We start from the raw sequence: 22,718 nt of genomic DNA, 5'->3' as shown, positions 1-22,718 counted from the left end.
TTAGCTGGGCGTAGGGTGTCAGGTTAACGGCCGGCCAGTAACTCTTTACCGCATACCACCGCCGCCCTTACCTGGTTCGGCGCGGTGCCGCCGATATGGTCGCGGGCATTCACCGAGCCTTCCAGGGTCAGCACGGCAAACACATCCTGATCGATCTGGTCGCTGAATTTGCGCAGTTCTTCCAGGCTCATCTCGGCCAGGTCTTTGCCGGACTCCACGCCGTACTTCACCGCATGGCCGACTATTTCGTGGCAATCGCGGAAGGGCAGGCCTTTGCGTACCAGGTAGTCGGCCAGGTCGGTGGCGGTGGAGAAGCCGCGCAGGGCCGCTTCGCGCATGCTGGCGTGCTTGGGTTTGAGCGCCGGGATCATGTCGGCGAAGGCGCGCAGGCTGTCGCGCAGGGTATCGGCGGCGTCGAACAGCGGCTCCTTGTCTTCCTGGTTGTCCTTGTTGTAGGCCAGCGGCTGGCCTTTCATCAGGGTTAGCAGGCCCATCAGCGCGCCGAACACGCGACCGGATTTGCCGCGCACCAGCTCCGGCACGTCGGGGTTTTTCTTTTGCGGCATGATCGAGCTGCCGGTGCAGAAGCGATCCGGCAGGTCGATGAATTGGAACTGCGCGCTGGTCCAGAGCACCAGCTCTTCGGAGAAACGCGACAGGTGCATCATCGCCAGGCTCGCGGCGGCGCAGAACTCGATGGCGAAGTCGCGATCCGAGACGCCATCGAGGGAGTTGCCGCCAACGGCGTCGAAACCGAGAAGTTCAGCGGTGATCTCGCGCTGGATCGGGTAGGTGGTGCCCGCCAAGGCGGCGGAACCGAGCGGCATACGGTTGGTGCGTTTGCGGCAATCGACCAGGCGCTCGTAGTCACGCGAGAGCATCTCGAACCAGGCCAGCAGGTGATGGCCGAAGGTGACGGGCTGGGCGGTTTGCAGGTGGGTGAAGCCGGGCATGATGGTTGCCGCTTCGCGCTCGGCCTGTTCCAGCAGCCCCTGCTGCAGGCGGGTGATTTCACCCAGGATCAGGTCGATCTCGTCACGCAGCCACAGGCGGATGTCGGTGGCGACCTGGTCATTGCGGCTGCGGCCGGTGTGCAGTTTCTTGCCGGTGACGCCGATACGGTCGGTCAGGCGCGCTTCGATATTCATGTGCACGTCTTCCAGATCGACGCGCCAGTCGAAGCTGCCGGCCTCGATTTCGGCCTGGATCTGTTGGAGGCCGGCCTCGATGGCATCGCGCTCTTCCATGGTCAGTACGCCGACCTTGGCCAGCATGCTGGCGTGGGCGATGGAGCCCATGATGTCGTGGCGGTAGAGGCGCTGGTCGAAGTTGACGGAGGCGGTGAAGCGGGCGACGAAGGCGTCGACGGGCTCGCTGAAGCGGCCGCCCCAGGATTGGTTGGTCTTCTCAATGCTCATGGGATTCGCTCGGCTGATGCGCAAAAACGGGCGGGCCGCGAGGGGCGGCCTGCATGGCGGACAAAGTGTGTCGATAATAACAGGGTAAAAGGCAAATTCGCCGCGGCGCTTTGTCGTCTTGCGCCGCGCCTGGCTGACGGGGCACTGTTGCGCCGGTCACAGTTTTTCGTGCTGCCCGGCTTTTCAGTGCTTTATTTAGCTCGAGCGGCGCGAGCTCGCTTGCCGTCATGCCGGCCTCCACGGAAACTGTGCCGATGCGTATCGACTGGTTCAAAAATAACAACAACACGGCCGCCCATGGCGAATTCTTCCTGCCCGAGCTGTGCCTGCCCGAAGCCTTGCTGGTGCTGGTGCTGCTCGCCGAGCTGCTGGTGCTGGTGCTGGTGCTGGCCGAGCCGATGCAGCCGGGGTTCAACTGGGTGCGCTTGGCCCTGACCTCCCTGTTCGTGCAGTGGATAGTGCTGCTCTCGGCCGCCTTGCTCTGCCGCCTACGACCGTTGCTGGCGCGATTGCCCGCCGCCATTGCGGGCATTCTGTGTTGCCTGATCGTGGTCGGGCTGGCGCTGGGCTGCACCGCGGTCGCCGATTATTACGATCTGGGCGGACCCTTGCCGCGCAGTGGCGAGGTCAACCTGTACCTGCGTCATGCACTGATCAGCCTGATCATGTCGGCGCTGCTGCTACGCTATTTCTATCTGCAGAGCCAATGGCGTCGGCAGCAACAGGCGGAGCTCAAGGCGCGCATCGAGTCGTTGCAAGCGCGGATCCGCCCCCATTTCTTGTTTAACAGCTTGAACAGCATCGCCAGCCTGGTGGTGATCGATCCCTATAAGGCCGAGCAGGCGGTGCTGGATCTGTCCGATCTGTTTCGCGCCAGCCTGGCCAAGCCCGGCAGCCTGGTGCCGTGGAGTGAGGAGTTGGAGCTGAGCAAACGTTACCTGTCGATCGAGCACTATCGCCTGGGCGAGCGTCTCCAGCTGGAGTGGCTGGTGGCGGGGGTGCCGGAAGATTTGCCGATCCCGCAACTGACCTTGCAGCCGCTGCTGGAGAATGCCTTGATCTATGGCATTCAGCCGCGCATCGAGGGGGGCATGGTGCGGGTTGAGGCCGACTATAACGAGGGGGTGTTCCAGCTGTGTGTCAGCAATCCCTATGACGAGGGCGGTGAGCAAAAACCCTCGCGGGGTACTCAGCAGGCGTTGGTGAATATAGATGCGCGTCTCGCGGCACTTTTTGGCTCGCGCGCGAGTCTCAGCGTGGAGCGCCGTGACGGGCGCCACTTCACCTGTCTACGCTATCCTTGTGCGAGACCTACGCAGGAAGCCAGCGCAATATGAACGTCCTGATCGTCGATGATGAACCCCTCGCCCGTGAGCGCCTGAGCCGAATGGTCAGTGAGCTCGATGGCTATCGTGTCCTGGAGCCCAGCGCCAGCAATGGCGAAGAGGCGTTGACGCTGATCGACAGCCTGAAACCCGATGTGGTGTTACTCGATATCCGCATGCCGGGGCTGGATGGTTTGCAAGTGGCGGCCAAACTCTGCGAGCGCGAGGCACCGCCGGCGGTGATCTTTTGCACCGCCCACGATGAGTTTGCGATCGAGGCGTTTCAGGTCAGTGCGGTCGGCTATTTGGTCAAGCCGGTGCGCCCGGAAAGCTTGATCGAGGCCTTGAAGAAGGCCGAGCGGCCCAACCGCGTGCAGCTGGTGGCGTTGACTCGGCCGGCGGCAGAAAGCGGCAACGGCCCGCGCAGCCATATCAGCGCGCGCACCCGCAAAGGTATCGAGCTGATTCCGTTGGATCAGGTGATCTTCTTTATCGCCGACCACAAATACGTCACCTTGCGCCATGAAGGCGGCGAAGTGTTGCTGGATGAACCGCTGAAGGCGTTGGAAGACGAATTCGGTGAGCGTTTCGTGCGTATCCATCGCAATGCCCTGGTCGCCCGCGAGCGCATCGAGCGCCTGCAACGCACGCCGCTCGGGCATTTCCAGCTGTTCCTCAAAGGCCTTAACGGCGATGCGCTGATCGTCAGCCGCCGGCATGTGGCCGGCGTGCGCAAGCTGATGAACAACCTCTGATCGTGCGTCACCCGCCGGGCTGACTTAAGATAGGTAGGTTCCCTACGTTCGAGAGTCGCCATGCCGCCCCGCGAAATCCGCATTGCCACCCGCAAAAGTGCCTTGGCCCTCTGGCAGGCCGAGTACGTCAAAGCACGTCTAGAAGCATTTCACCCGGGGCTGAACGTCAGCCTGGTGCCGATGGTCAGTCGCGGCGACAAGCTGCTCGACTCGCCGTTGTCGAAAATTGGCGGCAAAGGCCTATTCGTTAAAGAACTGGAAACCGCACTGCTGGAGCATGAAGCGGACATCGCCGTGCATTCGATGAAAGACGTGCCGATGGACTTCCCAGAAGGTCTCGGTCTCTATTGCATCTGCGAGCGCGAAGACCCGCGCGATGCCTTCGTCTCCAATCGCTACGACAGCCTGGCGGCACTACCGGTCGGCAGCGTGGTCGGCACCTCCAGCTTGCGTCGCCAGACTCAACTGCTGGCGTTGCGGCCGGATCTGCAGATTCGTTTCCTGCGTGGCAACGTCAACACCCGGCTGGCCAAGCTGGATGCCGATGAGTACGACGCCATCATCCTCGCCGCGGCGGGCCTGATTCGCCTCGGGTTTGGCGAGCGTATCCGTTCCAGTATCAGTGTGCTCGACAGCCTGCCGGCGGGCGGCCAGGGCGCGGTCGGCATCGAATGCCGCAGCGCAGACAGCGAGATTCAGGCCCTGCTGGCGCCCTTGCACCATCGCGAGACCGCCCTGCGGGTGAGCGCCGAGCGCGCGCTGAACAAGCGCCTCAACGGTGGCTGTCAGGTGCCGATCGCCTGCTACGCCGAGCTGGACGGCGAACAGCTGTGGCTGCGCGGTTTGGTCGGCCAGCCGGATGGTGGCCTGCTCCTGCGCGCCGAAGCCCGTGGCTCGCTTGCCGAGCCGGAAGAGTTGGGTGTGCGGGTCGCCGAAGACCTCTTGGCGCAGGGCGCGGCGGCCATCCTCGAGGGCGTCTACGGCGAGGTCGATCACCCGTGACCGCCTGGCGGTTGCTGTTGACCCGTCCCGCCGAGGAGTGCGCGGCGCTGGCCGCCAGCCTGGCCGAGCAGGCGATCTTCAGCAGCAGCCTGCCACTCCTGGAAATCGAGCCGTTGGCGGAGACCCCGCAGCAGCGTGCGACCATCCTCGATTTGGATCGCTATTGCGCGGTGATCGTGGTCAGCAAGCCGGCCGCGCGTTTGGGGCTTGAGCTGCTCGACCGTTACTGGCCGCAGCCCTTGGCGGATCAGCCGTGGTTCAGCGTCGGCGCCGCCACGGCGCAGATTCTCGAAGACTACGGCTTGCCCGTGACCTGCCCTTCAGGCGGTGACGACAGCGAGGCCCTGCTGGCGCTGCCGCAGTTGCGCGCGGCCTTGGCGGTACCTACGCCACGGGTGCTGATCCTGCGTGGCGAAGGTGGCCGAGAAACCCTTGCCGAGTGCTTGCGCGGCCAAGGTGTGACGGTCGATTATTTGCAACTCTATCGGCGTCGCCTGCCGGACTACCCGGCGGCAGCCCTGCTGGAGCGGGTCGCCGCGGAGCGTTTGAATGGCCTGGTGGTCAGCAGTGGCGAGGGGTTTGCGCGCCTGCGCCAGCTGGCTGCGGATGCCTGGCCCGAGCTGGCGCGACTGCCCTTGTTTGTACCGAGCCCGCGGGTCGCCGAGTTGGCGCGCGCCGCCGGCGCTCGAACGGTTGTGGACTGTCGTGGCGCGAGTGCCGCGGCGTTGCTGGCAGCCTTGCGGACGCAGTCCGCGCCTGCCCCGAGCCTAAGACACAGGAAGGATACGTGAGCGAAGCAACCTCCCCGAAAGACGCTACCCAGCCCGCGCTTGATGCGCCCACTTCGACTGCCACAGCCCCCACGCGCCGGGGTAATGGTCTGGCCGTGCTGGCCCTGTTTCTCGGCGCCGCGGGCGTGGCGGCTGGCGGCTGGGGCTTGTGGCAGGTGCGTAGCTTGCAGGCGCATGACCAGGAGCAACTCGCCCAGCTGGAGGATGCTCGTGGCCAGACTCAGGCGCTGACCCTGCGTGAGCAAAGCCTGGCTGCACGCCTGGCCGAGCTGCCGTTGCCCGAGGAGCTGGAGGCCCGCCGACGTCTGCTGGCCCAGTTGCAGGGCGATCAACAGCACTTGAGCCAGCGCCTCGAAAGCGTGCTCGGCGCCAGCCGTCAGGACTGGCGGCTGGCCGAAGCCGAACACCTGCTGCGCCTGGCCAGTCTGCGCCTGTCGGCGCTGCAGGACATCAATAGCGCCAAGGTGCTGGTGCAGGGCGCCGATGAGATTCTCCGCGATCAGGATGACCCTGCCGCCTTCGCGGCCCGTGAGCAACTGGCGAAGAGCCTGGCAGCCTTGCGTAGCCTGGCGGCCCTGGATCGCACCGGGCTGTTCCTGCAGCTTGGCGCGTTGCGCGCCCAGGCCGCGCAACTGAGTGCCCTGGCGCCGGTGTTCGCCAGCACTGGCGAGCAGCTCGGGCTGGCCGCCGAAGGCGATGGCAGCAGCCGTTGGGCGCAGTGGTGGGAAAAGATTTCGCGTTACATCCGCATCGACTTCAATGCCGACCGGAACATCCGTCCGCTGCTGGCCGGCCAGAGCCTGACGCAGGTCCGCCTGGCGCTGACGCTGGCGCTGGAGCAAGCGCAGTGGGCCGCGTTGAACGGTCAGCCAGAGGTTTATCAGCAGGCGCTGAAGCAAGCGCGCAGCGTGCTGGCGAGTCATTTCAATCAGGACAACCCGGATAGTCAGGCCCTGCTTGCGCGCATCGACGAGCTGAGCAGCCAGCCGGTGGCCGTCGAGATGCCGGATCTGGCTCCCGCGTTGAGCGCGGTGCAAGCCTATCTGCAACAGCGCCAGGCGCCGGCAAAAGCTTTGCAGCAGCCCACGAGCGACGAGCTGGAGGAAGCCAGTCCATGAAGCGTCTGTTGCTGATTCTCCTCGTGTTCATCGCTGCGGCGGCGTTGCTTGGTTTGGCGATCGCCGAGCACGCGGGCTATGTGCTGATCGCCTATAAGGGCTTCCGCTACGAGTCGAGCCTATGGGCGGCAGTGGCAGTGGTGGCGCTGCTCTGGCTGTTGGTTTACGGCGTGCGCGGGCTGTTCGGCCTGGTGTTTGTCTCGGGGGGCGTGGTCAATCCCTGGTCGCGTCGCAATCGTAATCGCCGTGTGCAACTGGCGGCGCAGCAGGGCCTGCTGGATCTCGCCGAAGGTCGCTGGGCTCGTGCCATGCGGCACTTGCAGCGGGCCGCAGAAGGCGAGCGGCAGCCGCTGACCTATTACCTCGGTGCTGCGCGGGCGGCCAATGAACTGGGCCAGCATGAAGACAGCGATGCACTGTTGGAGCGGGCCCTGGAACGCCAGCCGCAGGCCGAGCTGGCCATTGCCTTGGCCCATGCCGAGCTGCAGAAGGCGCGCGGGCAGGCCGATGCGGCGCTGGAAACCTTGCAGGTCATGCGTGAGCGCCATCCCCATCATCGACAAGTGCTGCGCCAGCTGCAGCAGCTGTATCGGCAGCGCGGCGACTGGTCGGCACTGCTTGCCTTGTTGCCGGAGTTGCGTAAGGACAAGGCGCTAGCGGAGTCCGAGTTGGTGGCGCTCGAACGCCAAGCCTGGAGCGCGCGGCTGGTGACTGCCGGGCAGGATGGTTTGAACGGCGGTGAAACGGCGCTCCAGCCGCTGACGCAGGCCTGGCAGCAGCTGTCCAAGGCGCAACGCGGCGAGCCGCAGCTGATTGCCGTGTATGCCGAACAGTTGCGGGCCTTAGGTGCCCAGGAAGAGGCCGAAGAAGTGCTGCGCACTGCATTGCAGCGCAACTACGACAGCCGCCTGGCGGGTCTCTATGGTCTGGTGCGTGGTCGTGACCCGGCGCGCCAGCTGCAAACGGCCGAAAGCTGGCTGAAACAGCAACCCAGTGATGCCGGCCTGCTGCTGAGTCTCGGTCGTCTGTGCCTGCAGAACCACCTGTGGGACAAGGCCAAGAAATACTTCGAGAGCAGCCTGAGCTTTGCGCGCGACCCGCAAGCCTGCGCGGAACTGGCTCGGTTGCTGGCTCAGCAGGGCGAAGTCGAACGCAGCAATCAGCTGTTTCAGGAAGGTCTCGGCCTGCTGGATCAGCGTTTGCCGCTCTTGCCCTTGCCGGAGCCGGTGCGCGTCTGAAGTGCTGGAGGTGGAGCGCGCTGCCACGGCAATCCACCTTGTGCCTGCGCTGTAGTGTCTCGGTGCTTGTGGGACTCGATCGGGCGTTGCGTCGCAGAGCGCCTGGCCCGCGGAACGCCAGAGTGTTTGCGCTCTGCGAGTGATCCGGCAGGTTCGCGCCGGCTGAGCCAAAGTGCCTAAGGTAACTGACGCATGGTGGCTTGCGCCGGATGGCTGCCCCCTCTGGCCGAGCGGCTTGGCTTGTAAGCCCCTGGCGCTTTCCACTACCGTAACCGCCTTTCCCTGCCTCCATTGGAGTCGTCATGCCGCTGGCCAGTCCGCGTTCGTTGTTTCTTCTCGCCTTTCTTGCTTGCGTCGCCTTGATGGGCGGGGCGCTGTATCTGGAGCATGTGCTGGGGCTCGAACCTTGCCCGCTGTGCATCGTGCAGCGCGTCTGCGTAATGGCTTTCGGAGTGATCTGCCTGATTGCCGCACTGCATGCGCCCGGGCGGACCGGGGTGCGGACCTATTCGGTATTGGCACTGCTCAGTGCGCTGGCGGGTGCAGCGACTGCTGGGCGTCAGGTGTGGCTGCAGAACGTCCCGGCCGAGGAATTGCCGGCCTGTCTGCCGAGCCTGGATTACATGATGGAAGCCCTGCCGTTTCAGGATATCGTGCGCCTGGTGCTGCACGGCTCCGCCGATTGCGCCGAAGTCAGCTGGACACTGTTTGGTATGAGCATTCCAGAGTGGAGCTTGCTGGCCTTCGCCGGCATGCTCGTGTTCGCCTTGTTCCAATTGCTCCGGCGCGCTTGAGCAGGTGCAGGGCCATTGCGCTCGCGGGCGGGCGCGTTATCCTGAAGCCGCAGGCCCGCCGCACTGCGGTGTTGGACGTGGGTCGATTCGGTTGAGTTTCTGCAAGCCAAGCCGTGTGCGGGGTGCCGATTAAACGCTCGTATGAATTCTTCTCCGCGGGTGCCTTGAAGGCGCTGTCTGGCGAGCTTAATCTGGCCTGCACGTGCCGCCGGAATATTGCCGTTTCGGCGTTGCCTTCCCAGGACCAAGCACCGATTGACAAAAAATCGTCGCGGAGCAGACGTATAACAGCATTATCGATAAGGGAAGTGAGGTCATCATGCTCGAGAGCTGCCAGAACGCCCAAGAACGCTGGGGTGGGGTTCATCTGCTAATCGACCGTTGGTTGCAAGAGCGCCATGAACTGGTGCGCGCCTACGATGTTCTCAACGACAGTCCGCAGCCGCCTGCCGCCAATGCGCAAGTCCTACTGAGGTTCTGTGAGGTGCTGGTCGACTATGTCTCGGCCGGACACTTTGAGGTCTACGAACAACTGACCGGCGAGGCGAAAGCCTTCGGCGATCAGCGGGGGCTCGAGTTGGCCAAGCAGATCTATCCACGGATTGAAGCCATCACCGAAGCCGCGCTGTCGTTCAACGACCGTTGCGATAACGGCGACTGCCGCGACAGCGTGTCTTTGGGGGCCGAGCTCGAGCGTCTCGGTCAGCTCTTGCATGAGCGCTTCGAGTTGGAAGATTGCCTGATCGAAGTCCTGCACAACGCGCATCAACAACAGACTGTTCCAGCCGTCTGAATGGCCGTTGGCGGAACCGCTGCTCAGTCGGCGGTTCCGAGCAACTCCAGTTCGAATACCCGTGGCGCATAGGACGGGATCGGATCGCCAGTGCCTTCGGCACCCTAGGCCCGGGTTGACGTAGTCACCAGGCGCCACTTCGCGTCGATTAGCATCTCTTGCAGCGCTGTGCGCCAACCCGTGATCGCACTGTCCAGGCGGAGCCACTGTGGTTCGGCACTCTCATCGAACACGCTGTCATCGGCCAAGCGGCCGACATAAAGTACCTGCACTTTGCTGGTTGCCGTTGGCTTGTCGCCGTGTTCGCGCTGTAACTCGATGCGCAGCACGCTGCCAGGCAATTCGCGCACCTCGGCTTGAGCTTTTTCGGTGGCGAGAAAGCGCCTCGGCGCCCTGATCGCGCGATCTGCGCTGGCCGGCGATTATGCCAGTCATCTGTGGCAGCTGAATGGCGGAACTGGCGAGCGGCGAATCGGGGGGCTAGTATGGGCCGCACCTACGTTCGCCAGGAGGCGCGTTATGTCGGCCAATAAGAAGTCGGTTACTACTCCCTTGCATCTGCTGCAGCAGCTTTCTCAGAGCCTGCTCGAACATCTCGAAAGTGCTTGTTCCCAGGCGTTGGTCGATGCAGAAAAACTGCTGGCCAAGCTGGAGAAACAGCGCGGCAAAGCCCAAGAAAAGTTGCACAACGCCCGCAGCAAACTGCAGGATGCCGCCGCGGCCGGTAAGGCCAAAGCGCAAGCCAAAGCCAAGGCGGCGGTTGCCGAGCTAGAAGAGTTGCTCGACAGTCTCAAGGCTCGCCAAACCGAGACCCGTGGCTATATCGTCCAGCTCAAGCGCGACGCTCAGGAAAGCCTGAAGCTGGCTCAGGGGGTCGGCAAGGTTAAGGAAGCGGTGAGCAAGGTTCTCAGCAGCCGTGCCGCTAAGCCAAAACCAATTGTTGGCGCTAAACCTGCGGCCAAGCCACTGGCGAGCAAAGCGCCGGTTAAAGTTGCAGCGGCAAAAGCTCCGGCCAAGGTTGCGAGCAGACCTGCTGCGAAGCCCGCGACAAAACCGGCCGCCTCGCCGGCGGTGAAGAAGCCAGTCGCCGCTAGCAGCGCCAAGCCTGCCGTGGAACCGACTGCGAAGCCCGCTGCTAAAGCACCGGCAAAAGCTCCGGCTAAGCCAGCAGCGGCTAAACCGGCTGCGGCAAAAGCGCCAGTGAAAGCTGCGAGCAAGCCAGTGGCTAAAGCCGCCACTCAGCCGGCAGTCAAAGTTGCGGCTAAACCGACTGCAGCTAAGCCGGCTGTGGCAAAACCTGTGGCGGCCAAGCCCGCCGTCGCCACGCCGGCAGCCAGTGTGGCACCGGTTAAACCGGCTGCTCCAGCGGCGCCAGCCGCAGTGGCCACCCCGGCCAGCAATGGCGGTAGTGCACCGAGCAGCGCGTCCTAAGCTTGGCTGACCGCGACGCGCAGCACCTGCAGCGCGTCGCGGCCTTGCTCTCCAGCTTGCGCAGCGAGGCCGCTCAGCCAAGCCGACAAGTCCTTGGCATCACCCGTCGGCCAGATCTGCGCCGCAGCCTCCAGCCTCAGCAGCAGTTGCTGTTCGGCTGCCAATTCCAAGCCCTTCAGCTGTTCACGCAGCGTGGCCAACGCGCTATCCACAGTGGCCGCTGCGCGCCAGCCTTGGCGCAATTGCCGCAGTGGCATGATCACCGTGCTTTGCCAGGGTTGAGCCAGCGCCGTTAGCTGTTGCAGACGTTCTGCGGTACAGCTCACTTCGCGCTGGCCGAGCCAGGCACCGCAGAGCAGCAGGCAGACATCCGCGCCCGCCTGTTGCAACTGCAGGCAGGCCTGCTCGACTCCGGGGCGGGCGTAGACACGAATGGTAAAACTCCACAGGTCAGAGGGCATGGTGCTTTCCGGGCGATGCGTGGGCGAAGCTGATAGACTCCGCCGCCATTATGATTCGACTACAAAACCTCACTCTACAGCGTGGTCCGCAGCGTTTGTTAGAAGACGCCGAGCTGACCCTGCACGCCGGTCAAAAAGCCGGCCTGATCGGCGCTAACGGCGCCGGTAAATCCAGCCTATTCGCCCTGCTGCGTGGCGAGCTGAGCCCGGACTCCGGCGATTGTCAGCTGCCCGCCGATTGGCGGATCGCCCATATGCGCCAAGAGGTCGATACCCTCGAGCGCGTGGCGGTGGATTACGTGCTCGATGGCGACATTCGCCTGCGCCAAGTACAGCGTGATTTGGCCGCAGCGGAAGCCGCCCATGATGGTGCCGCGCAAGCGCGCCTGCATGCGGAACTGGACAGCGCCGACGGTTACACCGCCGATGCGCGCGCGCGCAAATTGCTGGCCGGCCTTGGCTTCAGCAACGAGCAGATGGATCGCCAGGTCGGCAGCTTCTCCGGTGGCTGGCGGATGCGCCTGAACCTGGCGCAAGCGCTGATGTGTCCGTCGGACCTGTTGCTACTGGATGAGCCGACCAACCACTTGGATCTCGATGCGATCTTGTGGTTAGAGGACTGGCTGAAAAGCTATCCCGGCACTTTGCTGCTGATCTCCCATGACCGAGATTTTCTCGATGCCGTGGTCGATCACATCGCGCATGTCGAGCAGCGCAAGCTGACGCTCTATCGCGGCGGCTACTCGGCCTTCGAGCGGGCCCGTGCCGAACGCTTGGCGCAGCAACAGCAGGCCTTCGACAAGCAGCAGGCGCAGCGTGCGCACATGGAGAAATTCATCGCGCGCTTCAAGGCGCAAGCGACCAAGGCCCGCCAGGCGCAGAGCCGGATCAAGGCACTGGAGCGGCTGGAAGAGCTGGCGCCGGCGCATGTCGATTCGCCGTTCGATTTCACCTTCCGCGAGGCGGATAAAATTTCCAGCCCGCTGCTCGATCTGGCCGAAGGCCGTCTCGGCTATGGCGAGAGAGCAGTCTTGGAGAAGGTCAAACTGGGCTTGGCACCCGGTGCGCGGATCGGCTTGCTCGGCCCCAACGGCGCGGGTAAATCGACCCTGATCAAGACCCTGGCCGGTGAACTGGAGCCGCTCAGCGGCCGGTTGGTGCGCGGCGAAAATCTGGTGGTCGGCTATTTCGCCCAGCATCAATTGGACTCGCTCGACGATAAGGCCAGCCCGCTGCTGCACCTGCAACGCCTGGCGCCGACCGAGCGTGAGCAGACGCTGCGGGATTTTCTCGGTGGTTTCGATTTCCGCGGCCCGCGTTGCGATGAGCCGGTGCTGAATTTCTCCGGCGGCGAGAAGGCGCGGCTGGCCCTGGCCTTGATCGCCTGGGGCAAACCCAACCTGTTGCTGCTGGATGAACCGACCAACCACCTCGACCTGGAAATGCGCCTGGCACTGACCATGGCCCTGCAGGACTTTGCCGGGGCGGTGCTGGTGGTTTCCCACGACCGTCATCTGCTGAAAAGCACCACCGATGAGTTCCTGCTGGTCGCCGATGGGCGCATCCAGGAATTCGAGGGCGACCTCGAAGACTATGCGCGCTGGTTGGTTGACTATCGCGCGCGTCAGGCGCCGGCCAGTTCGGCGGTACCGGCGGCGGACAAGACCGACAAGCGCGCCCAGCGCCAGGCCGCGGCGGCGCTGCGTCAGCAGTTGGCTCCGTATAAGCGTGAGGCCGAGAAGCTGGAGAAGGAGCTCGGTGTCCTGCATGCACGGCTCGCCAGCCTGGAAACCCGCCTCGGCGATGCGGCGATCTACGAAGCGGCGCGCAAAGACGAACTGCGGGACTTGCTCGCCGAGCAGGCCAAACTGAAAGTCCGCGAAAGCGAGCTGGAAGAGGCCTGGATGGCGGCGCTGGAACACTTGGAAAGCCTGGAACAACAGTTGGCCCAGGTCGATTAACCCTTAGAACCTGTTCAATATCTGCTGCGCTTGGCCATGCTGCGTTGAAAACCGGCTCGGAATGCTCATTTACCACGCGTAAATTCCGCTTCCTCGCCTGTTTTCGCCTTGCCTGACCTGCGCTCGCGACGATCTTGAACAGGCTCTTACTCACCCCCCCCCTTTATTGAGGCATACGCATGGAATGGCTAATGAGCCCGGAGATCTGGGTCGCCTTTCTGACCCTGACGGCTTTGGAAATCGTCCTCGGCATCGACAACATTATCTTCATCTCGATTCTGGTCAGCCGTCTGCCGCTGCAGCAGCAAGCCAGGGCGCGTTTCTTCGGCTTGGCCCTGGCGATGGGTACGCGGATTCTGCTGTTGCTCTCGATCACCTGGGTCATGCGCCTGACCAGTGATTTGTTCACGGCACTGGAGCAGGGGATTTCCGGGCGTGACCTGATCCTGTTCTTCGGCGGCTTGTTCCTGCTGTTCAAGAGCACCGCGGAGATCTACCACGGCCTGGAAGGCGCCGAGGAGGCGCAGCAGGCGGGCGGCAAGGCCTATGGCTTTATGGGGATCATCACGCAGATCGCGATCATCGATATCATCTTCTCCCTCGACTCGGTGATCACCGCGGTCGGCCTGGTGCAGAACGTACCGGTGATGATTGCGGCGATCGTGATTTCGGTCGGCGTGATGATGCTGGCGGCCGGCACCATCAGCGCTTACATCGACAGGCATCCGTCGCTGAAAATGCTCGCGCTGTCGTTCCTGATCGTAGTCGGCACCGTGCTGATCGCCGAGGCGTTCGAGGTGCATGTACCCAAGGGTTACGTCTACTTCGCCATGGCCTTCTCGCTGGCGGTGGAAGCGATCAATATCCGCATGCGCACCGGCAAAGCCAAGCAAAGTGAACCGGTACATCTGCGCAAGCACGGCCCGGACGCCTGATCCGCGCAGAGGCTGACGACCGTCCGTTCCGGCTGCTAGTCAGCCGGCGCGGGGCGGCGTAAGGTAAACGTCCCTTCGCAAATTTCCTGAGGTCAGCGTCATGCTGCTAGAGACCTGGCTCGCCTTCTTCGTTGCCTGTTGGGTGATCAGCCTGTCGCCGGGTGCCGGCGCGATTGCCTCGATGTCCTGTGGCCTGCAATACGGCTTCTGGCGTGGCTACTGGAATGCCCTCGGCCTGCAACTGGGCCTGGCTCTGCAGATTGCCATAGTCGCGGCCGGGGTCGGCGCGATTCTCGCGACTTCGGCACTGGCCTTCAGCCTGATCAAGTGGTTCGGCGTGGGCTATCTGGTCTATCTGGCGGTGAAGCAGTGGCGTGCGCTGCCCAGCGATCTGGCCAGTGGCTCTGCCGAGCGACCGCTGGGCCGGCCGCTGACCTTGGTGCTGCGGGGCTTTTTGGTCAACGTCAGCAACCCCAAGGCCGTGGTGTTCATGTTGGCGGTGCTGCCGCAATTTATCGACCCGCATGCGCCGCTGCTGGCGCAGTACCTGACCATGGGCGTGACCATGATCACGGTCGACCTGATCGTCATGGCCGGTTACACCGGTTTGGCCGCGCGGGTCCTGCGCGTGCTGCGTACGCCAGGCCAGCAACGGCTGATGAATCGGACCTTCGCCACCTTGTTCGTCGGCGCGGCCGCGCTTTTGGCCACCGTGCGGCGGGCGTCGACCTGAGTAATAGGTAGGCCGCCGCGGCCAGCCGCCTGGCCGAACGTCAGCGGCTCGGCGCCAGCTGAGGTTGAGCGGGCGAGCAGTGGCATACTGCTCGCCCGTTGGCGCAAACACCCCTAGGAAATTTCCCCATGCGAGTCTGGATCGACGCGGATGCCTGCCCGAAGGCCGCCAAGGATCAATTGATCAAGTTCGCCTTGAAGCGCCGGTTCGAGGTGCTGCTGGTGGCCGGGCAGAGTCAGATCAAGCCGGCCTTCGCCTGTGTGCGCTTGATCGTGGTGCCGAGCGGCCCGGATGCCGCCGATGACTATCTGGTCGAGCATGCGCTGCCCGGCGAACTGGTGATCTGCAGCGATGTGCCGCTGGCCGATCGGCTGATCAAAAAAGGGGTGGCGGCGCTCGATCCGCGCGGGCGTGAGTTCGACGCGGGAAACATGGGCGAGCGTCTGGCGGTGCGTAATCTGTTTACCGATTTGCGTGAACAAGGCCAGGTCGGTGGCGGTCCGGCGCCCTATGGCGAGCGCGAGAAACAGGCCTTCGCCAATGCGCTGGATCGCATCCTCACCCGTCTGGCCCGAGCCTCAACCCGCTAGGCCGGGTTTCCCGGCTTAACCACAGAGATAGGTGCCGGTACCGACCGCCACCAGGGTGCCGTCGTCGGCATGCAGTTCTGAACGCACCACCGCGACTTTATTGCCTGAGCGCAGCAGCACGGCCTGCGCGGTGAAGTGCTGACCACGACCGGGGCGCAGGTAGTCGATGCGCAAATCGATGGTGCCGAGTTTGGACAGCCGCGCCATGCGCTCGGCGCTGGGCAAGTGTTGATGGCGCTCGAAGGCGCCGATCAGCGCCATGGCACCGCCGGCCACATCCAGCAACGAGGCGATCACGCCGCCGTGCAGAATGCCGTGGACGAAGTTGCCGATCAGCTCTGGCTTCATCGGTAGAGACATCACCACCCGCTCGGGCGACAGCTCGCCGAGTTGGATACCGAGCACCTGGTTGAAGGGAATGCGCTGGAAAAAGCTGCTCACCGCCTGCTGCAGTTCTGCGGTGAGTTCGAAGGGCGGCTTGGGCATGCTGATTCTGCGTCGGCGGGGTTGGCTTAGTACGCTGCGGCACGCGCGCTGGCTTGGCCAGAGGCGCGGCGCGAGTGCCGCGAACATTGGCCGGATCGGCCTGCTTCGGAGCCGATATGGGGGACAAAGGCCGCAACCCGACCCCGAGAGTTATCGGGTGGCGGCGCCTCTCGGCACCGCTGCTGGGTTACACCGCGGTGCGGCCCACCCTGAGTTCAGCTCTGGGGGACGGTTAGTTCGAGCACGCGGTCGACCAGCTTGTTGATACCGGAGGCGGCCTCGCTGATCGATTGCGCGAGCATATAGGCCGGGGTACTCACCAGTTTGTGCTGGGGGTCTTCGATGATCTCGCCGACCGTGCACGCTTCATGTTGCGCGCCCATCGCGCTCAGCGCCGCGGCGGTGTCGACATCGTTGCCGATGGTGCAGGTCACACCGGGGCCATAGATTTTCGCCGCCAGTGCCGGGGCGATGCAGATCAGCCCCACTGGTTTTTGCGCGGCGGCGAACGCTTTGGCCAGCGCCAGCACGTCTGGCTGCACACTGCAGTGGGCGCCCTGGCTGGCGAAGTCGGAGAGGTTCTTCGCCGCGCCGAAGCCGCCGGGCAGGATCAACGCATCGAAATCTTCGACCTTGGCTTCGCGCACGTCCTTGATCTGGCCGCGGACAATTCGCGCGGCTTCCACCAGCACGTTGCGTGATTCGGGCATCTCCTCGCCGCTGAGGTGGTTGATCACCTGGTGCTGGGCGATGTTCGGTGCGAAGCACTGCACCTGGGCACCACGTTGGTCGAGGCGTAACAGGGTGATCACGCTCTCGTAGACTTCGGCGCCGTCATAGACACCGCAGCCGGAGAGGATTACAGCAACTTTTTTGTGCATGGCGACGCCTCGTCACTCGATGGGCTGGTGGCCAAGAACCTCACGCCGGAAGTTCCTGGTCGGGCATCCCTGGCTAGCCGAGATGGGTAAATAGTTAGACCGCTGCTGGGGGCGAATAGCTGATCGGCGTTGCCGTATTGCACTGCCTGCACCCTGGCGCAGGCAGTCGTCAAATGCCGCTGAGGTTGTCACGCCACGCCCGCAGAGGAACGCGGGGCTTGGTCCACTGCCACAATCCTAGCCTTCGGCCAGGCATAACGATATGGGTGAGCCAGGAATTACGCCCTTTACGCCGTGGCCTTTTTCTTCCTGCTGATCGCGCTGGAACTGCTCGCCGAGCGCTGGCGCGGGGCCGGCAACCCGGCCTGATCAGAGCTTCGGCGTCTTCAAACGCCGGCGCAGCCAGAGGGTTGCACCGAGCAGGAGCAAGCCGCCGAGCACCCACAGCTCGTAGCGTTTGATATTTCCGAGCATCCCCTCCAGCACCGCGCCGAAGTGGAAGGCCGCGTAGCCCAGCGCGGCAGCCCAGACCGCCGCACCGATGCCGTTCAGCAGCAGATAGCGCAATGGCGGGTAGCCGGACAGGCCGATGGCGACCGGCATCACGGTGCGCAGGCCGTAGACGAAGCGAAAGCTCAGCACCCAGATATCCGGATGGCGCTGAACGTAGCTCAGCGCCTTGACCCCCATCAGTTGCAAGCGCGGCTTGCGGGCGAGCAGTTTGCGCCCGTGTTTACGGCCGAGGTAGTACCAGAGCTGGTCACCGGCATAGCTACCGAAAAAGGCCGTGGCGACCACCGCGTTGATGTCCATATAACCGCGGAACGCGAGAAAGCCGGCGAGAACCAGGATGGTTTCGCCTTCGAAAAAGGTGCCGAGAAATAGGGCGAAGTAGCCGAAGTCCTGCAGGAATTGTTGGAGCATCGTCAGTTTGCGAGGCGAAATGAACGCGCAGCCTAACTCGCTTGGGCGTCAGGGGAAAGCTTGGCGATGGCTCTCGACGTGATTCCCCCGGGCGCCGAGAATAGCTGCGGCGTGCCGTCGCAGCGGCGCCCGGGTCGTCATTCTTTGGTCATAATAGCGGCCTATAACTGTCACACTCGCCCGTCTGCGCGGGCCCTGGAGTCTGCCGTGAGCTTTACCCCTGCCAATCGTCTGTTTCCTGCTACCCGCCTACGGCGTAACCGCCGTGACGATTTTTCCCGGCGCCTGGTGCGGGAAACTGTCCTGACGGTCGACGATTTGATCCTGCCGGTCTTCGTGCTGGACGGCGACAACCGCCGCGAGGCCATACCCTCGATGCCCGGCGTCGAACGCCTGTCGATTGACCTGCTGCTGCAAGAGGCGCAGGCCTGGGTCGCCTTGGGCATTCCGGCGCTGGCGCTGTTCCCGGTGACGCCGCTGGAGAAGAAGTCCCTGGATGGCAGCGAGGCCTGGAACCCGGAGGGCATTGCCCAGCGCGCCATCCGCGCGTTGCGTGAGCGGTTCCCGGAGCTGGGGGTGATCAGCGACGTGGCGCTCGACCCGTTCACCACCCATGGCCAGGACGGCATCCTCGACGAGCAGGGCTATGTGCAGAACGACATCACCGTCGATGCGCTGGTCCGGCAGGCCCTCTCGCATGCCGCGGCGGGTGCGCAGGTGGTTGCGCCGTCGGACATGATGGATGGGCGCATTCAGGCCATTCGCGAAGCGCTGGAGCTGGCCGACCACAGCAACGTGCGGATCATGGCCTACTCGGCCAAGTACGCCAGCGCCTACTACGGCCCGTTCCGCGATGCGGTGGGCTCGGCCGCCAACCTCGGCAAGGGCAACAAGGCCACCTACCAAATGGACCCGGCCAATGGCAACGAGGCCTTGCACGAAGTCGCCGCCGATCTGGCCGAAGGCGCGGACATGGTCATGGTCAAGCCGGGCATGCCCTACTTGGACATCCTCTGGCGGGTCAAAGAGGAATTTCGCGTGCCGACCTTTGTCTATCAGGTGAGCGGTGAGTACGCCATGCATATGGCGGCGATCGAGAACGGCTGGCTGAGTGAGGCGGTGATTCTGGAATCCCTCACCGCCTGCAAACGTGCCGGCGCCGATGGCATCCTCAGCTATTTCGCCGTCCGTGCGGCAGAACTGTTAAAACGGGGGCAGTAAGCCCCAGGGAAGACGCGATGAATACCCAAGGACTCAGCAGTACTGAATTGCTTGAAGCGCTGCCTGTAGTGGCGCCGACCGTAGTGGCGCCGGTGGCGCTAGTCCCGCCGCCGGTGGAGGCGCTGCCGGAGCCGATCCCTGCGCCAGCACCGATCAGCGTGCCGAGCCTGGATGACAGCAGCCTGTACATCCACCGCGAGCTGTCGCAGCTGAAATTCAATATCCGCGTGCTGGAACAGGCGCTGGATGAGTCCTATCCGTTGTTGGAGCGGTTGAAGTTTCTGCTGATCTTCTCCAGCAACCTGGATGAGTTCTTCGAAATTCGCGTCGCCGGCCTGAAGAAACAGATCACCTTCGCCCGTGAGCAGGCCGGTGCCGACGGCCTGCAGCCGCACCAGGTGCTGGCGCGGATCAGCGAGCTGGTGCATGAGCAGGTCGGCCGCCAGTACGCCATTCTGAACGACGTGCTGTTTCCCGAGCTGGCCAAGCACCACATCAACTTCATCCGCCGCCGGCATTGGACGGCCAAGCTCAAGGCCTGGGTACGCCGCTATTTCCGCGATGAGATCGCGCCGATCATCACCCCGATCGGCCTCGACCCCACCCACCCGTTCCCGCTGCTGGTGAATAAGAGCCTGAACTTTATCGTCGAACTGGAAGGGGTGGATGCCTTCGGGCGCGACTCCGGTCTGGCGATCATCCCAGCGCCACGCCTGCTGCCGCGGGTGATCAAGGTGCCCGAGGAGGTCGGTGGGGCCGGCGATAACCACGTGTTCTTGTCCTCGATGATTCACGCGCATGCCGACGACCTGTTCCAGGGCATGAAGGTCAAGGGTTGCTACCAGTTCCGTCTGACCCGCAACGCCGACCTGTCGGTGGATACCGAGGATGTCGAAGACCTGGCGCGCGCCCTACGCGGCGAGCTGTTCTCGCGCCGCTATGGGGATGCGGTGCGCTTGGAAGTGGCCGACACCTGTCCGAAGCACCTGTCCGATTACCTGCTCAAACAGTTCACCCTGAGCGAGAGCGAGTTGTATCGGGTCAACGGTCCGGTCAACCTGACGCGGTTGTTCAGCATCACCGGTTTGGCTAGTCACCCGGAGCTGCAATACACGCCGTTTACCCCGGCGATCCCCAAGCTGCTGCAAAACAGCGACAACCTGTTCAACGTGGTCAGCAAGCAGGACATCCTCCTGCTGCACCCCTTCGAGTCCTTCACCCCGGTGGTCGACTTGCTCCGCCAGGCGGCTAAAGATCCGCAGGTGCTGGCGGTCAAACAGACGCTGTACCGTAGCGGCGCCAACTCCGAGATCGTCGACGCCCTGGTGGACGCGGCGCGCAACGGCAAGGAAGTCACCGCGGTGATCGAGTTGCGGGCGCGCTTTGACGAAGAGTCCAACCTACAGCTGGCCAGCCGTCTGCAAGCGGCGGGGGCGGTGGTGATCTACGGGGTGGTCGGCTTCAAGACCCACGCCAAGATGATGCTGATCCTGCGGCGCGAGAGCGGCGAGATCGTCCGTTACGCCCACCTCGGCACCGGCAACTATCACGCCGGTAACGCCCGCCTGTACACCGACTACAGCCTGATCACCTCGGATGATGCGCTCTGCGAGGATGTCTCCAAGCTGTTCAGCCAGTTGATCGGCATGGGCAAGACGCTGCGGATGAAGAAGCTGCTGCACGCGCCCTTCACCCTGAAGAAAGCCTTGCTCGACATGATCGCGCGGGAAACGCAGTTGGCCGGCGAGGGCAAGTCCGCGCACATCATGGCCAAGTTCAACTCCTTGACCGACCCGAAGGTCATCCGGGCGCTGTACAAGGCCAGCCAGTCCGGGGTGCGGATCGACTTGGTGGTGCGCGGCATGTGCTGCCTGCGTCCGGGCATTGCGGGGGTGTCGCACAACATTCATGTGCGCTCGATCATCGGGCGCTTCCTCGAGCACACGCGGGTCTTCTACTTCCTGAATGACGGCGACGAGAGGATTTACCTCTCCAGTGCCGACTGGATGGAACGCAACCTGGATAAGCGGGTCGAGACCTGTTTCCCGGTGGAAGGTAGGAAGCTGATCCTGCGGGTGAAGAAGGAGCTGGAGTCCTACCTCAGCGACAACACCCAGAGCTGGGTGCTGCAGCCCGACGGGCGCTACCTGCGGGTGAGCCCAACCGGCAATCAGAACCCGCGCAATGCGCAGGCGGGGCTGCTGGAGCGGCTGACTAACCTGCCGCTCAGCGTACGCTAAGGCTGAGGCCGATGCGCTTCAGCCATTCGGCCTCCTGCTCGAAGTCAGCCTGAGTCAAGGGGTTGGCGGCCAGCCAGCCCTCGGGGAACAGCACATCCAGGCTCTGCTCTCCGACCTGTAACTGCACCTGCGGCATTTCTTGAGTGCCACGGATGTGGTGGAAGAGGATGGCGAAGCGCAGCAGTACGCATAAGCGCATCAGCTTGACGCCTTCATCGCCGAACTCGGCGAACCTGTCCTTGGGGATGTTGCGCCGGTGGCCACGCACCAGCAGCGCCAGCATTAGCTGATCTTCACGGGAGAAGCCGGCCAGGTCCGAGTGTTCGATCAGGTAGGCGCCGTGCTTGTGATATTGATAGTGGGCGATGTCCAGGCCGATCTCATGCACCTTGCTCGCCCAGCTCAGCAGCTCACGGTGCCAGTCGTCGTCCAGCTCCCAGGCCTCGGCCACGTCCTCCAGCGCTTGCAGCGCTTTGACTTCGACCCGCAAAGCCTGCTCCAGATCGGCGTGGTAGCGCTCCATCAGCGCGCTGAGGGTGCGTTCGCGGACGTCCTCGTGGTGATGGCGGCCGAGCAGGTCATAGAGCACACCTTCGCGCAGCGCGCCTTCGGAGTGCTGCATGCGCTGCAGATCCAGGGCATCGAAGATGGCTTCGAGAATCGCCAGGCCGGCCGGGAAGATGGCCCGGCGATCCGGTTTGATGCCGTCCATCTCCAGCTTGTCCACCTCGCCGAGCTTGAGCACCTTGCGCTTCAGCCAGGCGAGGCCTTCGGCATTCACTTCGCCGCTGCCATGGCCACCGGCTTTGATCACCAGGCCGACGGCGCGGATGGTGCCCGAGGCGCCCACCGACTCCTGCCAACTGAGGCGGTGCAGGCCGTGCTCGATCCCCATTAGCTCCAGGCGTGCTGCGGTATAGGCCTGGGCATAGCGCGCCGGGGTGATCTTGCCGTCGCGGAAATAGCGTTGGGTGTAACTCACGCAGCCCATCTGCAGGCTTTCCCGCAGCAGCGGTTCGAAGCGCTGGCCGATGATGAACTCGGTACTGCCGCCGCCGATATCCGCCACCAAGCGTTTGCCGGGGGTGTCGGCGAGGGTATGCGAGACGCCCAGGTAAATCAGGCGGGCCTCTTCGCGGCCGGAGATGACTTCCACCGGGTGGCCGAGGATTTCTTCCGCGCGGCGGATAAACGCCGTGCGGTTACGCGCCTCGCGCAGGGCGTTGGTGCCGACGACCCGCACGGCGCCCGGCGGCAAGCCGTTGATCAGTTGGGCAAAGCGGCGCAGGCAATCGAGGCCGCGCTGCATCGACTCTTCGGTGAGCTGGCGCTGCTCATCGATCCCGGCCGCCAGCTGAACCTTTTCACCGAGCCGCTCAAGAATACGGATTTCACCGTGATCGACTTTGGCTAGCACGATATGGAAGCTGTTCGAGCCGAGGTCGATGGCGGCGATCATGGAGAAGTGCTTGGCAGGCGTTAGCGGCATGGTCTAAGAGTCTCGATGCTTGAGCGCGTCATCCTGCCACGATAGGGCGGCCACGCCAACGCGGAGCATGGTACGCGGCAGTCGGCTGATGATGGCTGGTGGCCTATGACTGGGTTAATGATTATTTCGTTA

General features: G+C 63.7%; 22 protein-coding genes. 15 read left to right on the top strand and 7 right to left on the bottom strand.

Going from position 1 to position 22,718, the window contains the following annotated elements; translation table 11 throughout:
* Positions 1-23 precede the first annotated feature (23 nt).
* Complete coding sequence (gene argH / locus FFS12_RS08450) at positions 24-1,418, bottom strand: argininosuccinate lyase (protein WP_137886443.1); 1,395 nt, start codon at positions 1,416-1,418, stop codon at positions 24-26.
* 254 nt (positions 1,419-1,672) lie between these two features.
* Here argH and FFS12_RS08445 point away from each other — a divergent pair, with 254 nt between their 5' ends.
* The 8 genes from FFS12_RS08445 to rsd all read left to right on the top strand — a co-directional run bounded on the left by FFS12_RS08445 (position 1,673) and on the right by rsd (position 9,234).
* Complete coding sequence (locus FFS12_RS08445; protein WP_137886442.1) at positions 1,673-2,755, top strand: sensor histidine kinase; 1,083 nt, start codon at positions 1,673-1,675, stop codon at positions 2,753-2,755.
* Positions 2,752-3,498 carry a LytTR family DNA-binding domain-containing protein gene (locus tag FFS12_RS08440; protein WP_137886441.1) on the top strand — a complete coding sequence of 249 codons (747 nt, stop codon included), beginning with the start codon at positions 2,752-2,754 and terminating at the stop codon, positions 3,496-3,498. Before FFS12_RS08445 ends, FFS12_RS08440 begins: the two co-directional genes overlap by 4 nt.
* Before the next feature lie 60 nt (positions 3,499-3,558).
* A complete protein-coding gene (hemC, locus tag FFS12_RS08435; protein ID WP_137886440.1) occupies positions 3,559-4,500 on the top strand; it encodes a hydroxymethylbilane synthase in 942 nt (313 codons plus the stop codon).
* A complete protein-coding gene (locus tag FFS12_RS08430; protein WP_137886439.1) occupies positions 4,497-5,291 on the top strand; it encodes a uroporphyrinogen-III synthase in 795 nt (264 codons plus the stop codon). Before hemC ends, FFS12_RS08430 begins: the two co-directional genes overlap by 4 nt.
* Positions 5,288-6,409: a uroporphyrinogen-III C-methyltransferase gene (locus FFS12_RS08425; protein WP_137886438.1), complete on the top strand. Its 1,122-nt coding sequence runs from the start codon at positions 5,288-5,290 to the stop codon at positions 6,407-6,409. Before FFS12_RS08430 ends, FFS12_RS08425 begins: the two co-directional genes overlap by 4 nt.
* The gene (locus tag FFS12_RS08420) at positions 6,406-7,647 is read left to right on the top strand and encodes a heme biosynthesis HemY N-terminal domain-containing protein (RefSeq protein WP_137886437.1); all 1,242 of its coding nucleotides are present in this window, start codon (positions 6,406-6,408) and stop codon (positions 7,645-7,647) included. Before FFS12_RS08425 ends, FFS12_RS08420 begins: the two co-directional genes overlap by 4 nt.
* A gap of 302 nt (positions 7,648-7,949) precedes the next feature.
* A complete protein-coding gene (locus FFS12_RS08415) occupies positions 7,950-8,441 on the top strand; it encodes a disulfide bond formation protein B (protein ID WP_137886436.1) in 492 nt (163 codons plus the stop codon).
* 319 nt (positions 8,442-8,760) lie between these two features.
* Positions 8,761-9,234 (top strand): sigma D regulator, encoded by a 474-nt coding sequence (gene rsd, locus FFS12_RS08410; RefSeq protein WP_137886435.1) that lies wholly within the window; start codon positions 8,761-8,763, stop codon positions 9,232-9,234.
* A 104-nt stretch (positions 9,235-9,338) separates the two neighbouring features.
* Here the strand turns inward: rsd and FFS12_RS08405 are convergent, their stop codons facing one another.
* The gene (locus FFS12_RS08405; RefSeq protein WP_171011840.1) at positions 9,339-9,584 is read right to left on the bottom strand and encodes an FKBP-type peptidyl-prolyl cis-trans isomerase; all 246 of its coding nucleotides are present in this window, start codon (positions 9,582-9,584) and stop codon (positions 9,339-9,341) included.
* A 169-nt stretch (positions 9,585-9,753) separates the two neighbouring features.
* Between FFS12_RS08405 and FFS12_RS08400 the strand changes: the two genes are divergently transcribed.
* The gene (locus FFS12_RS08400; RefSeq protein WP_137886433.1) at positions 9,754-10,665 is read left to right on the top strand and encodes an AlgP family protein; all 912 of its coding nucleotides are present in this window, start codon (positions 9,754-9,756) and stop codon (positions 10,663-10,665) included.
* Here FFS12_RS08400 and FFS12_RS08395 read toward each other — a convergent pair.
* Entirely contained in the window at positions 10,662-11,126 is a 465-nt protein-coding gene (locus tag FFS12_RS08395; protein WP_137886432.1) for a TIGR02444 family protein, read from the bottom strand. The two genes, FFS12_RS08400 and FFS12_RS08395, sit on opposite strands and share 4 nt — an antisense overlap.
* Before the next feature lie 50 nt (positions 11,127-11,176).
* Here FFS12_RS08395 and FFS12_RS08390 point away from each other — a divergent pair, with 50 nt between their 5' ends.
* From FFS12_RS08390 to FFS12_RS08375, 4 genes are all read left to right on the top strand, one after another.
* Complete coding sequence (locus FFS12_RS08390; protein ID WP_137886431.1) at positions 11,177-13,087, top strand: ATP-binding cassette domain-containing protein; 1,911 nt, start codon at positions 11,177-11,179, stop codon at positions 13,085-13,087.
* A gap of 179 nt (positions 13,088-13,266) precedes the next feature.
* Positions 13,267-14,022 (top strand): TerC family protein, encoded by a 756-nt coding sequence (locus tag FFS12_RS08385; protein ID WP_137886430.1) that lies wholly within the window; start codon positions 13,267-13,269, stop codon positions 14,020-14,022.
* A 100-nt stretch (positions 14,023-14,122) separates the two neighbouring features.
* The gene (locus tag FFS12_RS08380; protein ID WP_137886429.1) at positions 14,123-14,755 is read left to right on the top strand and encodes a LysE family transporter; all 633 of its coding nucleotides are present in this window, start codon (positions 14,123-14,125) and stop codon (positions 14,753-14,755) included.
* Positions 14,756-14,883: 128 nt separating this feature from the next.
* Positions 14,884-15,345, top strand: coding sequence for a YaiI/YqxD family protein (locus FFS12_RS08375; protein WP_137886428.1), 462 nt, complete (start codon positions 14,884-14,886; stop codon positions 15,343-15,345).
* Positions 15,346-15,360: 15 nt separating this feature from the next.
* On the opposite strand, the gene FFS12_RS08370 is transcribed toward FFS12_RS08375, so the two are convergent.
* From FFS12_RS08370 to FFS12_RS08360, 3 genes are all read right to left on the bottom strand, one after another.
* A complete protein-coding gene (locus FFS12_RS08370) occupies positions 15,361-15,831 on the bottom strand; it encodes a thioesterase family protein (protein ID WP_137886427.1) in 471 nt (156 codons plus the stop codon).
* 215 nt (positions 15,832-16,046) lie between these two features.
* Complete coding sequence (gene elbB / locus FFS12_RS08365; RefSeq protein ID WP_137886426.1) at positions 16,047-16,712, bottom strand: isoprenoid biosynthesis glyoxalase ElbB; 666 nt, start codon at positions 16,710-16,712, stop codon at positions 16,047-16,049.
* 369 nt (positions 16,713-17,081) lie between these two features.
* Positions 17,082-17,636 (bottom strand): DedA family protein, encoded by a 555-nt coding sequence (locus tag FFS12_RS08360; protein WP_137886425.1) that lies wholly within the window; start codon positions 17,634-17,636, stop codon positions 17,082-17,084.
* Between the two features lie 207 nt (positions 17,637-17,843).
* Between FFS12_RS08360 and hemB the strand changes: the two genes are divergently transcribed.
* Both hemB and ppk1 read left to right on the top strand, forming a co-directional pair.
* On the top strand, positions 17,844-18,857 hold the full coding sequence (gene hemB, locus FFS12_RS08355; protein ID WP_137886424.1) for a porphobilinogen synthase: 1,014 nt from the start codon (positions 17,844-17,846) through the stop codon (positions 18,855-18,857).
* Between the two features lie 17 nt (positions 18,858-18,874).
* Complete coding sequence (gene ppk1, locus FFS12_RS08350) at positions 18,875-21,097, top strand: polyphosphate kinase 1 (protein ID WP_137886423.1); 2,223 nt, start codon at positions 18,875-18,877, stop codon at positions 21,095-21,097.
* Here the strand turns inward: ppk1 and ppx are convergent.
* Entirely contained in the window at positions 21,084-22,586 is a 1,503-nt protein-coding gene (gene ppx, locus FFS12_RS08345) for an exopolyphosphatase (RefSeq protein WP_137886422.1), read from the bottom strand. The genes ppk1 and ppx overlap by 14 nt on opposite strands.
* Positions 22,587-22,718: the final 132 nt, after the last annotated feature.

Source organism: Pseudomonas sp. 2FE (assembly GCF_005503735.1).
Classification (GTDB): domain Bacteria; phylum Pseudomonadota; class Gammaproteobacteria; order Pseudomonadales; family Pseudomonadaceae; genus Aquipseudomonas.
The sequence above is the reverse complement of the archived record's forward strand: the minus strand, read 5'-3'. Positions and strand labels throughout refer to the sequence as shown.